This is a genomic window from Paenibacillus sp. YAE3, assembly GCF_057546105.1.
On the sequence record NZ_BAAIYF010000010.1, the window covers coordinates 60382 to 74363 of the forward strand.

Here is a 13982-nt window from a genome sequence, read left to right on the forward strand (position 1 = left end):
TAGAAAAGGCATGAGGTACTTCTAAGGACATTTTGTATTTTAAATTGTCCTTAATGAAAGAATGGGCTATACTAAATTTGGCAGGATATGGTGGGTGGTTTTTAGATTTCGCGAAATTCAAAAAAGAAGCAAATGGTATAGCTGAAAAGGGGAAGCCATCAGATATACAAAAGAGAAACGACACCAGTATGCATGAACCCTGGAGAAATATAAAAACAGGGGGATCTGGTTTGGTTGAAAATAAGCTACTCGGAAAAATAGAATTTCTTCGTAACGAATTGAATTTGCTGGCAAAGGAATTGGGTATACGATCACCGGAGGTGGTTAAAAAGTCGGCAGAGCTCGATAAAGCCCTTAATGAATATGAACATTGGAAACGCACCAAACTAATAATCCGGCAAAGTAGAGTACGAGGAAAATTTGAAGGGTTTTCGGGGCAAGTTGGAGACTCGAGTTGTAGACGGATTGTCTATTCTTCTCTTTCCAACTCAAAGGACTCTTCTTTATGATCGGATCGCTCTTCCTCGGCGTGCTCATCCATCACGATTTCTTGCCCTTGTAGTTCCTCAAACTCCAGTGCCGAATTAATCTCGGATTGCCGGGCTGCCATCTCCTGCAATTTTTGTTCAAATTCAAAAGGCTTGTCTATTTCGTTCAGAGCAGCCGTTAGCTGATCGTGCGTATCTTTTTGCTTTTGTTCAGCATCATGCAGCAAAGAAGGGATTTTTTCAATGGCATTCTCGATTCGGGAAATGTTGCCCAATTCTGATTCTCCTAAATCAATGGCGTAGTTTTTCGCTCCTTTGATTTCCAGATGCATATTGTACATCGATTGGCGGGCAAGCAAAAGTTCAAATCCGCGATAAGATCCGATTCGTACCGATTCATCAGGTTGCAATTCCGTCATGTTGAAAAGGAGGAGAAGCATTTCGCCTGCCTTTGGGCGTTCCGTAAAGGTTTTTCCATCCAATTCCATGACAAAAGATTGGTTCATGGACTGGCGGGATAAGTGAATGTCTGCTTGTAAATCCTTGATTTCATGTTGTATCTTTTCGATTAATTGCGGATATTGCTTGATTTTGCCCTCCAGCATCATACGTTCGTTATGCCAATTGGATTGCAGCAGTTTCAGGCGAATGACCTCGTTGTCTATCTGCATTTTCTCCGCAAGCAATGGATTCGCGGTTGCAATAGCTTTTACCTCGGCGGCAGAAAGAACCGTTTCATCGGCATCTTCACAGGAGCGGGAAATGCTTTTTCCTGTCATGACCTGGGAGATATAGCGAAGTTTTTGTTCCTGGATTTGCCACAGGTAAGAGTCGAAAGTCCCTTTCGTGACATAACGGAAAATCTGGACGACTTCATTCCGATTGCCTTGCCGAAGGATACGGCCATCACGCTGCGTAATGTCTGCCGGTCGCCAGGGGCAATCCAAGTGGTGAGCAGCAATGAGACGATCTTGCACATTGGTACCAGTTCCCATTTTTTGAGTCGATCCAAGCAATATCCGGACTTCGCCGCGGCGAACTTTTTCAAAAAGTTCCTCCCGCTGCACATCGGTCTTCGCATCATGAATAAAAGCGATTTCTTGTTCAGGTACACCGAAATGAGACAGTTGGGCTTTTACCTCATCGTACACGTTAAATTGTCCCGGTTTCGGAGTGCCGCTGTCGCAAAAAATTACTTGAGTAAGCTGGTCATCCTGGGTTTTCTTCCAAATGTCAAAAACGTTGGAAATACAGCGATTCAGTTTAGAGTCCGGATCGGAGGGGGCTTCTTCGTCCACGAGTCGGGGATCAATGGACATGAGTTTTGCTTCGTGTGTCAGCTTCAGCATATTGTCTTCCGTAGCATCCACTTCGTTGTTCCGTATTTTCTCTGCTCGCTCGACAAATTCGTTCATCATCATTTTTTGATAAGGAGTGCACTCGCTGACAACGATGGTTGCTTTACCGCCTTCCAACTGTGGGGTAGGAAGTTTCAGCATGTCGGCAGTCTGAATATCGGCAACCAGACGAAATAGGCTCATCAGTTCCGGCAAGTTATGAAATTTGGCAAAGCGGGATTTCATTCGGTAGCCGCTGCCTTCCGGGGTAATCTCCAACGAGGTGACGACCTCACCGAACGTTGCGGCCCAGTTGTCGAAAAAGTGTAATCCCAATTTTTGCAGCAAATGTGGTTGAAGGTAGCGCTGCATGACATACATCTCGGACATGCTGTTACTGATCGGAGTGCCAGTAGCAAAAACGACGCCGCGGCCGTTGTTGATTTCCTGCAAATATTGGCATTTCAGCAGCATGTCCGTCGCTCGTTGGCTGCTGGATTTACCGATGCCGGCAACGTTACGCATTTTAGTGAATGTGAAGCAATTTTTATACGCATGCGCCTCGTCGACAAATAACATATCCACACCAAGCTGCTCGAAGGTAATCAAATCGTCTTTTTTGCCTTCATTGACTAAACGCTCCAGACGGGATTTCAGGTTGTTCTCGAAAACGACCATCTGCTTAATGCTCCAGTTGTCTCCCTTTTCTTTTTTCATCTGGTCAATCATCTGGGAGACGTTGCGGATTTCATCTTGCAGGAGCTGTTCCTGGCGTTTCTTGGAGATGGGGATTTTCTCAAATTGGCTGTGGCCGATGATGATGGCATCGTAATCTCCCATCGCAATCCGTGAGACAAAGCGCTGGCGATTGGCCAGAGCAAAATCCTTTCTTGTCGTTACCAAAATATTTGCAGCAGGGAAGAAACGTAGAAATTCATTGGCCCATTGTTCGGTTAAGTGGTTTGGGACGCAGTACATCGGTTTTTGGATCGCGCCGATACGCTTCAAGTACATGCCTGCGGCAATCATAGCGGCGGTTTTGCCCGCGCCGACTTCATGAGCCATAAGGGCAGTGCCGGAATAGATAATTCGGGCCGCGACATCCTTTTGGTGCTTCCGCAACGCCATTTCCTCATTCATGCCTTGGAACACCAGATGATCGCCATCATAAGTACGAGGACGGATCGTGTTAAACTTATCGTTGTAAATAGCAAGCAACGTATCCGCCCGTTCCTTGTCTCGGAACAACCAGGCTCCAAAGGCTTCTTTCATTTGCTGTTGTTTGGCACGGGCAATCATCGTTTCTTTGGCGTTAACCACGTATTTGACCTGCTCCTTGCCATTGCTGTCCAAGTAGGTGACCGGATCTCGAATCGTAATACTTTGCAAATTCAAACTGCTTTCAAAAATCTCGTAGGCGTTCGCTCGATGGGTACCGTAGGTCTGGTTTGCCTTGATGGAGTTTCGCTCCAACGTTTTACCGGATACGCGCCACGTATTGGTATATTCCAAATATTCCACGTCGATGGTACGGGCTCTTTGAAACGCTTGGGTCGTCCCAAAGGTTTCATACATAAAATCGCGGTAATAGCGTACGGGAATCCACGGGCTGCCAATGCGAAAATCGATATCGCCCGGCAACAGCGGGGCAGGTTGAACGCGGGATAACGCCGCTACATTACGCTCGAACAAGTCAGGAAATTCTTGCGCCTTTAACGTGGCGTAAGCTAACTTATCTTTCACATTGCCGGACAAATATTCCTCGTCCAGCTCCCATCCTTCCTCTTCGTCACCGGTATATTTTTGTGGATTCAGGAAGATGCGATCCCCTAGTTCTTCCCGTATTTCGGCGACCGATTTGCCGCATAAGTGGGCAATATACGGCAAGTCAACTCGTAACCGTTGATTTAAACAAATTTGCAAGGCTTCCAGGGCGCTATCCGCTTGGTCCGGCAGGCGGTTCATTCTAATGGTTGGGCGAGAAAAGATAGCAGCCTTCGCCCATGTTTTATCCGAAGTCTGATCTTCGATGGAGCGCAAGAGCGGCAGTTGATCATCATCGGTAAAAGCGGCCGTATTCGCTCGATCGTTGATAAAACCGTGTTGCTGGACAAAGCGGTCGTATACCTGATTGAGTTGCTGCTGGGCTTTCTTTAGCTCCGTTTCATCGTATCCGGATTCGTGGGATTGGATATAAATAACATCCAAGAGAGCCGACTTGATTTCGCACAATCCCTTGATGCGATCGGCTTTTTTGCCTTTGATGTCCTGCGGTAACAAATAGCCATTCTCGCAGTAAAAAATTTGACCTTCTTGAATGATATAGGTAAAGTTTTTGGTTCCAGGAGGAGCCTTGATTGGTTTGACTTCTTCCTCATCCAACACATCCGGCAAGTTTGTTTCCCATGTTTTTTCCGATGCGCCGGGTAAGGAGGCTTGTAGCGTACTGAGTGCTTGCTCCAGCAGGGGAGATAGTTCCTGGTTGTCATGCGGCACACAAGCTGTAGTCTGCTCCGGCCCATACATGCCGTGATCCCAAACCATTCGTCCCAGCACCATTTCAGGATGAGAGAGATAGTAACGGTTGATCGGCACGCCATCTTCGGTAAAACCGGTAAACACCCATTCTGGCATGTCTTCCTTTTTCAACGACTTCAGCGGCTGCTCCCGTTTTTGCAGAAAGACGATGTCTGTCGTGACTTCGGCTCCGGCCAGCGATTGAAAGGTTGTATTAGGCAGGCGTACAGCTCCGATCAGGTTCGCTTTTCGCGCCAGCACTTCCCGAACGGAGGAATCCTGTTTGTCCAGTGTCCCTCTGCTGGCGATAAAGGCCAAGATCCCGCCAGGTTTGAGCAGGTCCAAAGATTTGACGAAAAAATAATCATGGATCAGGTAATTGCTGGTGTAGCGCCGGTCAAATACACGAATATTGTGAAACGGAATATTGCTGAAAATAGCGTCAAAATGATTGTCCTGAAAATCGACCGTTTCAAAGCCCTGTAGATGTATAGTTGCTTGAGGATATAGCTGTCGTGAGATTCTACCGGTGATGCTGTCCAGTTCCACGCCATGAAGCTCGGCCTGTTGCCAATCCAGAGGCAAAACTGAAAAGAAATTTCCGGTTCCCATGGAGGGCTCAAGCAATTTGCGGCCTGCTCCATCCGTAAGGCCAAAACGATGCAACGCGGCATGGATGTGTTCAATAAGGAATGGCTCGGTATAAAAAGCCGTGATCGTGGAGTTTCGCGCTGCTGCATATTCCGTTTCATCCAGCAATTGTTTCAGTTCCTGATACTCGGTCTCCCAACCGGACGCGGATGGATGAAAGGCATTGGCCAAACCACCCCATCCAACATAACCGGCCAGAATCTGTTGGTCTTCCGGGCTTGCCTGGCGATTTTCTTGTTCCAGTTGTTTGAGCAGCCGAATGGCTTCTATATTCCGTTTGAATTTACTTTTTGGGCCTGAAACGTAAGGGGAAGCCTCCGGGTTAAAGCGATAATTGACAGCATTGCTGGAAACGGGGGAAGCGGGTATATTCGATACGTTAATGACTGTTGCGTGATTTTCGTATTCCGTTTCGAGATCTGGAACATCTTGATTCGTGACTTCTTCAAGCGTTACGGTTGTCTGGTCGCCTGCATCCTGTTGTTCCAGTTCCAAAGCATAATCGAACAATGTCCACCCCGGTTCAACGGGAGGGAAGGGAGCAAAGTTCTCATCATAACGACCATCCCGGATCAGTTCTAAAATCTTGGTGGCGACTTTATTCCAAGTGAAAGTACTTTGAAGTTCGTCATCCGTATCTACCCAATACAACTCGATCCCTTTGCCGTTGTAGTCGAATCCGCGTAACCCGTTGCCGAACTCTCCTCTAGCGCCGCCGATTCCGTAAAGGGACTTGAGCAATGCGGCCAGTTTAGCCGTTTTTACGGGTTGGGGTTCCTCTGTAACAAATTGATACACACGCGGTTTGATCACCAATCCGCCTCGGTCGCTGCGCAGCAGGTGTTCCAGCATATCTTCGGCGTCATGCCTGATGCTGTCGGTCTCCTGTTTAGGTGCAAAAAAAGAACCGCTGACAGGCGGTTCAGGATTCGGCTTTGATTTGGTTATCTCGGTTTCAGTACGATGTCGTTCAGTACCAGTTCCTCGGCTGTGGACTTGATCTGATTCAGGTGGCGTGTCCGCTCCAAAATGTCTTCGGTCTGCGGAATCGGACGAAGTCGGAGAAGCTGTTCGGTGAGCTGGTTCATCTTCTCGTTGGCTTCCTGATCCGCCTGATGCATTTTTTTCATCAGGTTCCCTTGCATTTTTAAGCTCATGAACCTCTGTGGATGATGATTGCGTAAATAGTTCAGCGCCATTCGCCCGTATTTGCCCAGGGGCTGTTGGTCGGCCTCCGCTTGATTGGAGATTTGCAGTTGGGGATAAAGCAGACCGTCCGTCTGTTCGGAATAATTCAGATTCGCCTTGATTTCGGTCATGTGTCATACTCCTTTCCAGTTCCAAGATTTTGACATGTCTCCCGATGTCCAGCAAGATTTCTTTGGATAACTCGGTGACGATTCCGCCGAGCCGGGACATGAGAGGCACGGTATTCCAATGAGGGATCGTATCAAAGGCTGGAGAGATGATGGATTCCGGTATGCCACAGCGCTGATGAATGAAAAAACGACTGCTCGCTTCAATTAACTCCAACATTTGATCTTCAATGCCCCCGGTAGGAAGCGAACCAAACAGATGATCAGCCATGTCCAGTTCCATATCCTGCATAGAATCATCCAAAGAATCCATGCTTTGTCTGACCATCATGCCAATACATTCGCTAAGATTATCGGTATCGTAGGAGGAAAGTCTTCCTGCCAATTCGGCCATATCCAGATGCTCCAAACGCCATGTTTTTGGCGCGGCCTTACCGTAAGTTTGGGTTACGTCAAATAAATAATCAAGCGTTAAACGAGTCTCCCGATAATCACAGACAGCGATCGCTTTTTCTCCTTTGGTAACAAAACGCCCCAATTTGTTCCAAAGAGGTAAGGAAGCCAGCATGGTCGCATTGGGGTTTTGCATATAGATCAACAGGGCATTGTCGAAGGAATATTTATAAATCCCGGAAGCAAAGGTCAGATAGTCCGTCCAGGCTTCAGGTGTATTGGAAATGTAAGCTACTCCGGATTCGTATAACGATTTCAATTGTTTAGCGCGTGCCATATGGTTGTCCTCCTTCCTCCATGGTTCGAATTGCGGTTTTAGTGCTCCAGTTCATCCCATACATCTCTGCCGTGGTTAGTGAAAGGTTGAAACGATGTCCAACTCTGCGATAAATCAGAGGCGTAGGAAGAGTAGCGAAGTTTAACCGCTTCAAAAAAGTAGGGCAGTAAGCCGTTGTCGAATAGATAGTAGGGGCTGTAATGACGGGCGTCCTCTTCGCTTTCTCCCGTATAGCCGGTGTATAAATTAAATGCTAATCGCGTGAGACGAGAAGTGGTTCCTGTTTGCCAACTTTCGTTCAATCCCTCTAGTCGGATGCTATCTTCCTTGAAATCGTAAAGATCGTTGATATTTTTGCGGGTGTCTTCTGTCAGGCCCAGGAGATAAAAGAGGGCCTTACGATAAGGATCATGCTGACGATGAGCGCGGATCACGTTTCCTTCATAAAACTGTTCATGGGCAAGGTCTTTAAACATCATTGAAATTCCTCCTTGTCTGGATCGTGGTTTTCTTTGGGGTGTTGCGAGAAATATAAGGCCAGCGCTTTGTCGATGATTTCTTCGACTTCCGCCACTTTGCTATCCGGCGTAAAGTATTTGGTGTAAATTTTATGTTTCAACTTAAAAGGGGCGGGGGTTTTGCTTTTCGGTCTCCGGGTGGCTTCTCCGGAAAGAATGGCCTTAATTACCTGTTCATTACAATTGCGGTTTTCGGACTTTCCTCTTAGTAACTCAGATTTTTTCATGTCCACCTTGTAGCCTTGTTCCTGAATCAAGACTTCTACTGTTTGCTGTTCTTCCGGTTTTAAATAAGACAAATCTACAGCAGGGCGTAGTCTGATTTCTCCCTGATCGACTCGTTCTAACAACTCAGGGACTAAATGATTGAGACGTAAATAACGCTTGATGTTGGTAGGACTCATATCGTTTTTATGAGAAACCTCATAGACACTTTTGCCGCGGTGTCCCACTGGGACACCTTCGCTGTTTTCCCCGTCATCACCGGGAATTTCGGCATTTTCAATTTCGTTTATCCTACCTTGTTTCTGTCTAGCTTCCTTACAAGCTTCAAGCTGCATATGCAGGGCACGAGCCAGTTCGCTGGGCAGCATATCCTGGATAGAACGTTGATGGAAATTAGTGTCCACCACGATGATGACGGCTTCGGCCTCTGTAAGATTGTCCATTATAATAGAAGGAACAGAGATTAAACCGGCAGCTTTCGCGGCATTCACACGGTTATGTCCGGACAGGATTTCATAACCATTGGGTTCTTTTGGTCGGACGATGATCGGAATCAACACTCCGTTTTCCATGACACTCTCAACTAGTTCATCCAGCTTATTCCCTTCATATAACTTGAAGGGGTGATTATGAAACGGAACCAGGTCAGATAGAAGTAGCTGGGTTACACCTGTTCCGGTCACGGTTTCGGGTACTTTTGATTCCTCAGATAACAGCAGCAGTTCATCAATACTGGAGAGCTTGGGCGTAGGGCGTTTACTTGCCATTTTGGATCAACTCCTTCGCCAAGCTTTGATAAGCCAAGGCTACTTTGGATTTTGGATGAAACTCGATAATGCTTTGACTGTAAAAGTTGGCTTCCCCGACTTTAACAGAAAGCGGGATTTGCACATCGAAGATACGGAAAGTTTCCCGGTAGTAAACTTTCACAAGACGAAAGGCTTCCTTGTATAAGTTCGTTCGGGTATCGCACATGGTCATTAAGATGCCCTCGATACCAATCCTTGGATTAATGCGTTTTTTCACTTTGACGATAATTTTAAGCAATTGGGTCAAACCCGTGGCGGACCATAGTTGCGGATTGACTGGAATAAGTACTCGGTCGCTGGCCGCGAGTGCGTTGATTGTCAGCAAGCCAAGGGAAGGATTCGTATCGATAATGATGTAATCGTATTTATGTTTCATCGGTTCCAGTAGGGAAGCCAACGTTTTCTCCCCACCCATTTCATCCCGTAGATTGATTTCGGCAACGGACAATTCGATGTTGCTCGGAATCAGGTCGATGTTACCGTGAGAATGAATGTACTCGTCGGGAGTCGGAAGCGGCTCATCGCTCATGATGGCATTCATGATATTAAACATCGAGAGCTTGAGTTGATCCGGATTTTCAATGCCAAAGCACATCGTCAAATTGGCCTGCGGGTCAAAATCGACTAGCAATACTTTTTTTCCTTCATTGGATAAGGCATAAGCTAAGTTGTAGGCGGTCGTAGTTTTACCGGTTCCGCCTTTTTGGTTTGCAATAGTAATGACCGTTGTTTTGGACATATACAACACCCTCCCAGGAGCATGCGCTCCGAATAATGTGTCAATGGTAGGGAGCGGGCTTGATCTTCTTTAGTTCTCTCCGAGTTCTCTCGAACGTTCTAAAATCTCATCTTTTTTGAGGAAATCCCCAAAGCCTTTTGAATCCTGAAAAAAACAGAAAAACCCGCGAAGAACCTTGATTTTACAAGGCTTTTCGCGGGTTCTAAATTCTTCTTCCTTGACTTAACTTCCGCATGTGTTATAATAACACTCGCGACTCAAAATCGTGAGGGAAACCGTGGGGGTTCGAGTCCCTTCACCGGCATTCAATTTCATAACGGGATGTAGCTCAGCTTGGTAGAGCACCTGGTTTGGGACCAGGGGGTCGCATGTTCGAATCGTGTCATCCCGATCACGGAAGCCATCGAAATTTTCGGTGGCTTTTTTGCTGTATAAATATGTAATCCCCAGGTCACAATAAAAGAAAAAGACAGGGAATAGAAGGGGATTATCGTGAATGCAACTCGGATCAAGAAACAACTGCAAAAGCAGTGGCGGCGTTTGAAACGCCGGTCGTTAACGTTAGGGTTATCTTCGCTGTTGATCGCGATCGTGTGGGTCAGCATGTATTTGCCGGACAAGGTACAAAGCTTGCTAAGCTCCAAACCGCCAGTGGCCATAGAAACGCTTCAATATTATCAGCAGTCCGAAGGGATGAGCGATCCGGAGGATTCGAACTTTTGGAAACTGCTTAACAAATCCAAGCAAATTAATGAAGTGGTCGTCCGCCACAGTTATGTTTGCGGCGAAGAGGAACGGTCGTTAGGCAAGCTGAACGTGGATGAAATATATAATTTGCTGAATGATCACCCGTCCTGGAAGGGACAATTTGAAGGGCAGGGCAAAGTCGTTTTGAACGAAACGATTCATGATCTTTCGCCGGCCTGCAAACAACGGGCCTACATGAGTTTGGACAAGGACGGCAATTTGTCTTTGTTTGACGGACCGCCCGAACAGGAGAAAGTCATTAAGACGTTTTTTCAGCTGGACATCAACTCCATGGAGTCTTCCTTGCCGGACGATGCGTTAAGACATTTGTATGACGGCATTCGCATTCAGGACATCGACGAATATAACAGCGTCCTGTCCACGTTCAGCGATTACGCGCGTGAAGGATGACGGCCGATGCTAAAAGAAAAGGATCCCTTATGTCAGGATGACATTCGGGATCCTTTTGTCGTATCCGGTTTAAAGTTAAAACGTGATGGTCCAATTCCGCGTATCCGGGAGCTGACCGGACTGCAGGCCGGTGATGGTGTCATACAGCTTCTGGGACAACTCGCCGATTTTTTTGTCGTTGACAGCCATCGTATGCTCGTTCCAGTGGAGCTCGCCGACCGGCGAAATAACCGCTGCCGTACCGGTACCGAACACCTCTTCCAGTTGTCCTTGCTTGTAGGCTTCGTAAATTTCCTCGATGGATAGTTTCCGTTCTTCGACCGGAACTCCCCAATCCTTCAGTAGCGTAATGACGGAGTCGCGCGTCACGCCTTCCAGGATGCTGCCGTTAATTTCCGGCGTGATGACCGTGCCCGCGATTTTGAAGAAAATGTTCATGCTGCCCACTTCTTCGATATATTTCTTTTCGATGGCATCCAGCCAGAGCACCTGCGAGAAGCCTTCTTTTTTGGCGTTTTCCTGGGCTTTGATGCTTGCCGCATAGTTGCCTGCGGCCTTGGCATACCCGATCCCGCCGCGAACCGCGCGGGTATAGGAGCTTTCCACGTTGATTTTGACCGGTTCCAGGCCTCCCGAGTAATAAGCGCCTACCGGCGACAGGATGACGATGAGCTGATACGTGTACGAGGACCGTACCCCCAAGCATGGCTCCGTGGCGATGATAAATGGGCGGACGTACAAGGACGTGCCCTTCTCGGTAGGAATCCAGCTTTTATCGATCTCGATCAAGGTTTTGATCGCTTGGATGACGAACTCCCCGTCGACTTCAGGGATCCCCAGCCGGTCGTTCGAACGGTTCAAGCGTTCCATGTTTTTGTCCGGTCTGAACAGCAGCACCTTGCCGGAGTCGGTCATGTAGGCTTTCAGCCCCTCGAAAACGGCCTGCCCATAATGAAACACCATGGCCGCAGGGTCCAACGCGATCGGAGCGTAAGGAACGATCCTTGGATCATGCCAGCCCTTCTCCGTATGGTAATCCATGATAAACATGTGGTCGGTAAAATATTTCCCGAAACTCAAATTGCTGCTGTCCGGCTTGTTTCCCGGCGTGGTGGTTAATTGGATTTTGATCTCATCGCTCATAGTCATGCGCTCCTATCGTACATTTATAATAATGTCTACTATAGATAACAAAAAATGATTGGTCAATTCAATGTTATCAATTAAAATAATAGATATCAACTATGGTGGAGGATCGGTCCATGGATTTTCGTCTGCTTGAGTATTTTCTGGCGGTTTGCGAAGAGCTGCATTTTACCAAGGCCGCCGTAAAGTTGGGCATCAGCCAGCCTACGCTTAGCCAGCAAATCCGGTTGCTCGAGGAAAGGGTCGGAACGCCGTTATTCCAACGGATCGGCAAAAAAAATTATTTGACGGAAGCCGGCATGACGTTAAAAGAGCACGCATTAAACATTTTTCACGAATTGGAACAAGCCCAAACCGAAATTAACGAACTCAAGGGGATGCAAAGGGGAAAACTTACCATCGGATGCTCGGGCAACCATCTGCTGACGCAAACGCTCATTTCCTTCCATCAAAAAATGCCGGGCATCTCGATCTCCGTGCACGAGCTCGCGACCGAAGAAACCAAGAAGGGACTGATCGACAACAAGCTGGATCTTGGGGTGGTGTTTCTGCCATTGGACGACGAACAATTGGTCAGCATGGAGCTTTATACCGAGGAGCTTTGCCTTGCGGTTTCCGCCAAACACCGGCTGAGCCGCCAGGCTGCCGTCAAGCTGGAGGATCTTACGCTGGAGTCGCTGGTGCTGTTCCCGGAAAAATTTCTGGTGCGCCAAATGGTGGACGCTTACAGCAAAGAGGCCGGACATCGCCTGCATCCGATCATCGAGCTGTCGACCATGGATTCGATGCTGCAATTGGTCAAGCTGAACGTTAGCTGCACGATTTTGCCGAAATCGTATTTGAACATGATCCTTCACTCGGATATTGCCATCATCCCGATCGTCCATCCCGTACCGCAGAAAAAGGTGGGCATCGTATACCGCAAGCAAAAATTTTTGAACGCCGCAATGGTCGCTTTCATCCACGAACTGACGCAAACCTACAATTCTGCCCATACGCTGCAAAAGATGTAATCGATTGTCGGGGTACAAAACATCGGAGAGCATCGCTTTGAAATGACAAGCCGCGCGAAGTCCGACAAATTTCTGCTTTATGAACATATGATTAGCGGCGGCCGAATGCCTGCCGATAGACGTTTTTCTGCTAGGGTCATAGACTTGATACGAAGTTTTACATTATAATGAATAGAACGAATACATATGTTCGCTTTCAATTTAGGGGAGAGAATTCATTTGCGCATATTAGGGATCGACCCGGGGATCGCCATCGTAGGCTTTGGTTTCATCGATCAAGCCGGAAGCAAGCTGACCCCGGTGCAATACGGCTGCATTCAGACCGAGGCTCACACGCCCGACGAAGAGCGGCTGCTGCATGTGTACGAAGCCATGATTCAACTGATCGATAAATATCAACCGGAATGCGTTGCTTTTGAAAAGCTGTTTTTCAACCGGAACGTCACGAATGCGATGCTCGTCAGCCAGGCGCGCGGAGTTTTGATCTTGGCGGCCACCCAGCGCGGCTTGCCTATCGCGGAATATACGCCGATGCAGGTGAAGCAGGCCATAGTCGGTTACGGCAAGGCGGAGAAAAAGCAGGTTCAGGAAATGGTTCGGATGTTTCTGAGGCTGCAGGCCGTGCCGAAGCCCGATGACGTGGCGGATGCCTTGGCCGTGGCGGTTTGCCACGCCCATTCGCACGCGTTAAATTCGAAAATAAACGAGGTATTGCGAAAATGATCGATTTTTTAAGAGGGCCGATGGTCCATCTGGAAAATGAATATATCGTGCTGGACGTTCAAGGGGTAGGATACCGCGTATTCTGCCCTAATCCTTTTGTATTCGCCAAAACGGAAGGACCCGTGACCGTGTACACCCACCATCATGTCCGGGAGGACGCGATCCTGTTGTTCGGTTTCCCGACCCGGGAGGAGCAGAGGCTGTTCCGCAAACTGATCGACGTCTCGGGAATCGGTCCGAAGGTCGCATTGGGCATTTTGGCCGGAGGCACGCCGGAGCAACTGGTTACGGCCATTTACCAAGAGAACATCACGTTCCTGACGAAAATGCCGGGGATCGGCAAAAAAACGGCGCAGCGCATGGTCCTGGACCTTAAGGACAAGCTTGACGGCTTCGGCACGGCTTCGCTGGCGACCGGACTGTTTGCGGTGCCCGAGCCCGAGGAAGGTGACGGATCGGCCTGGTCCGAGGCGCGGGAAGGCCTCAAGGCGCTGGGATACACGGATGCGGAGCTGGATCGGGTATGGCTCAAAATCAAGGATGAAACGGCGTTCGGAGATTCGGTGGACGTATTGATGAAAAAAGCGCTGAAGCTGCTTTATGCGGGGTAAT

General features: G+C 48.1%; 10 protein-coding genes and 1 tRNA gene. 6 read left to right on the top strand and 5 right to left on the bottom strand.

Going from position 1 to position 13982, the window contains the following annotated elements; all coding sequences use genetic code 11:
• Positions 1-32 precede the first annotated feature (32 nt).
• Positions 33-509, top strand: a complete 477-nt coding sequence (locus AC27KL_RS19550; RefSeq protein ID WP_487170724.1) for a Spo0E family sporulation regulatory protein-aspartic acid phosphatase — start codon at positions 33-35, stop codon at positions 507-509.
• Here AC27KL_RS19550 and AC27KL_RS19555 read toward each other — a convergent pair.
• The 4 genes from AC27KL_RS19555 to AC27KL_RS19570 are packed head-to-tail and all read right to left on the bottom strand — an operon-like array spanning position 470 to position 9330.
• On the bottom strand, positions 470-7039 hold the full coding sequence (locus AC27KL_RS19555) for an SNF2-related protein (protein WP_487170725.1): 6570 nt from the start codon (positions 7037-7039) through the stop codon (positions 470-472). The two genes, AC27KL_RS19550 and AC27KL_RS19555, sit on opposite strands and share 40 nt — an antisense overlap.
• Positions 7040-7077: 38 nt before the next feature.
• Positions 7078-7518, bottom strand: a complete 441-nt coding sequence (locus tag AC27KL_RS19560) for a DUF6075 family protein (RefSeq protein ID WP_051567318.1) — start codon at positions 7516-7518, stop codon at positions 7078-7080.
• Positions 7515-8549, bottom strand: a complete 1035-nt coding sequence (locus tag AC27KL_RS19565; protein WP_024982836.1) for a ParB N-terminal domain-containing protein — start codon at positions 8547-8549, stop codon at positions 7515-7517. Before AC27KL_RS19565 ends, AC27KL_RS19560 begins: the two co-directional genes overlap by 4 nt.
• A complete protein-coding gene (locus AC27KL_RS19570; protein ID WP_024982837.1) occupies positions 8539-9330 on the bottom strand; it encodes a ParA family protein in 792 nt (263 codons plus the stop codon). Before AC27KL_RS19570 ends, AC27KL_RS19565 begins: the two co-directional genes overlap by 11 nt.
• A 317-nt stretch (positions 9331-9647) precedes the next feature.
• Between AC27KL_RS19570 and AC27KL_RS19575 the strand changes: the two genes are divergently transcribed.
• Both AC27KL_RS19575 and AC27KL_RS19580 read left to right on the top strand, forming a co-directional pair.
• Positions 9648-9721, top strand: a tRNA-Pro gene (locus AC27KL_RS19575).
• Positions 9722-9822: 101 nt separating this feature from the next.
• Positions 9823-10488 carry a BofC C-terminal domain-containing protein gene (locus tag AC27KL_RS19580; protein ID WP_339323895.1) on the top strand — a complete coding sequence of 222 codons (666 nt, stop codon included), beginning with the start codon at positions 9823-9825 and terminating at the stop codon, positions 10486-10488.
• 75 nt (positions 10489-10563) lie between these two features.
• Here the strand turns inward: AC27KL_RS19580 and AC27KL_RS19585 are convergent, their stop codons facing one another.
• On the bottom strand, positions 10564-11631 hold the full coding sequence (locus tag AC27KL_RS19585) for a branched-chain amino acid aminotransferase (RefSeq protein WP_339323896.1): 1068 nt from the start codon (positions 11629-11631) through the stop codon (positions 10564-10566).
• A 119-nt stretch (positions 11632-11750) separates the two neighbouring features.
• Between AC27KL_RS19585 and AC27KL_RS19590 the strand changes: the two genes are divergently transcribed.
• From AC27KL_RS19590 to ruvA, 3 genes are all read left to right on the top strand, one after another.
• The gene (locus tag AC27KL_RS19590) at positions 11751-12647 is read left to right on the top strand and encodes a LysR family transcriptional regulator (protein ID WP_487170726.1); all 897 of its coding nucleotides are present in this window, start codon (positions 11751-11753) and stop codon (positions 12645-12647) included.
• A 219-nt stretch (positions 12648-12866) separates the two neighbouring features.
• Positions 12867-13370 carry a crossover junction endodeoxyribonuclease RuvC gene (gene ruvC / locus AC27KL_RS19595; RefSeq protein ID WP_036711181.1) on the top strand — a complete coding sequence of 168 codons (504 nt, stop codon included), beginning with the start codon at positions 12867-12869 and terminating at the stop codon, positions 13368-13370.
• A complete protein-coding gene (ruvA, locus tag AC27KL_RS19600; RefSeq protein ID WP_036711183.1) occupies positions 13367-13981 on the top strand; it encodes a Holliday junction branch migration protein RuvA in 615 nt (204 codons plus the stop codon). Before ruvC ends, ruvA begins: the two co-directional genes overlap by 4 nt.
• Position 13982 lies beyond the last annotated feature (1 nt).